General features: G+C 53.6%; 1 protein-coding gene. It reads left to right on the forward strand.

Annotation, left to right across the window (positions count from 1 at the left end):
• The first annotated feature begins 75 nt into the window (after positions 1–75).
• Complete coding sequence (locus tag C3418_RS23530; protein WP_052815087.1) at positions 76–1089, forward strand: IS110-like element ISAeca3 family transposase; 1014 nt, start codon at positions 76–78, stop codon at positions 1087–1089.
• The last annotated feature ends 259 nt before the right edge of the window (positions 1090–1348 follow it).

Raw genomic sequence — 1348 nt, forward strand, 5'->3', positions numbered from 1 at the left:
GGGTCTAATGAGATGGTCACCCCCACCCTGTGAGCGGTACGCTGACAGGGTGTTTTTCTTTCAGGAGAGGCCATCATGGAAAACGTTGCGCTTATTGGTATTGATCTCGGTAAACACTCTTTTCACATTCACTGTCAAGACCGGTTCGGCAAGGCTCTTCTTCGCAAGAAGTTCAACCGGACAAAGCTCATCGAATCCCTCGCAACTTTTCCTGTATGCACCATCGTCATGGAGGCATGTGCCGGAGCCCATTACATGGCTCGTCGGCTGGCTGAATTTGGGCATGAGAGTAAGCTCATTTCGCCTCAATTCGTGCGCCCATTCGTCAAGAGCAACAAGAACGACTTCATCGATGCTGAAGCTATTTGCGAGGCCGCCTGCCGTCCCTCCATGCGGTTTGTAACGCCCAAGACCGAAAGCCAGCAAACGTTGGGAGCACTGCATCGTGTGCGCGAATCGTTTGTGCGCGATCGGGTTAAGGCATCGAACCAGATACACGGCTTTTTACTCGAATTTGGCATCAGTCTGCCCGTCGGTCATGCCGCCATCAAGCGCCTGCCTTCTGTGATGGCTGAACACGAGTTACCAGCGCGACTGATTACCATGTTGGAGAGGCTGCATGCCCATTTCAAGTATCTGGAGCAGCAAATTGCCGAGATCGACAAGGAACTGGCCAGCCAGCTTGGCGATGACGATCTTGGTCAGCGTCTGATGACAATCCCTGGTGTCGGCCCGATCACTGCCAGCGTGTTGGCCGCCGAGCTCGGTGACGGAAAACACTATCGATGTAGTCGTGATTTCGCGGCGTCAGTCGGATTGGTGCCACGCCAGTACAGTACTGGGGGCCGGGCAAACCTGAAGGGTATCAGCAAGCGTGGCGACAAAAATCTTAGACGATTGTTGGTGCAATGTGCACGAGCCTATATGCAACGGCTAGAGCGGCAAACGGGACGATTGGCTGATTGGGTCAGGTCTATGTTGACTCGGCGACATTCGAATGTTGTGGCTTGTGCACTAGCCAACAAGTTGGCCCGCACGGCTTGGGCGCTGGCGGCACGGCATACCGAATTTCGGGCAATGCCAACCTGACGCGCCCCTATTTACTTTTGTACTGACACACCCACCTGGTTTTGCGACTGTGATATTGGATGACGTGCACGGCATACCGGCCTGACTGATAACCTGGCAAAAGAATAGGCTTTCTAGGCCGAGGGTCTTTTTAGGACAGTCAGGCGCGATTCTCATCGTGGCGCGGAGAACATTCTCCATCAAGACGCCGGATAGATTTAAGCAAGCCAACCACAACACCCGAAATCAAGGTTGCAAAAAAGGGGGTGACCATAGATTT

Origin of the sequence: Aeromonas sp. ASNIH8 (assembly GCF_002919855.1) — a bacterium.
GTDB classification, from domain to species: domain Bacteria; phylum Pseudomonadota; class Gammaproteobacteria; order Enterobacterales; family Aeromonadaceae; genus Aeromonas; species Aeromonas caviae.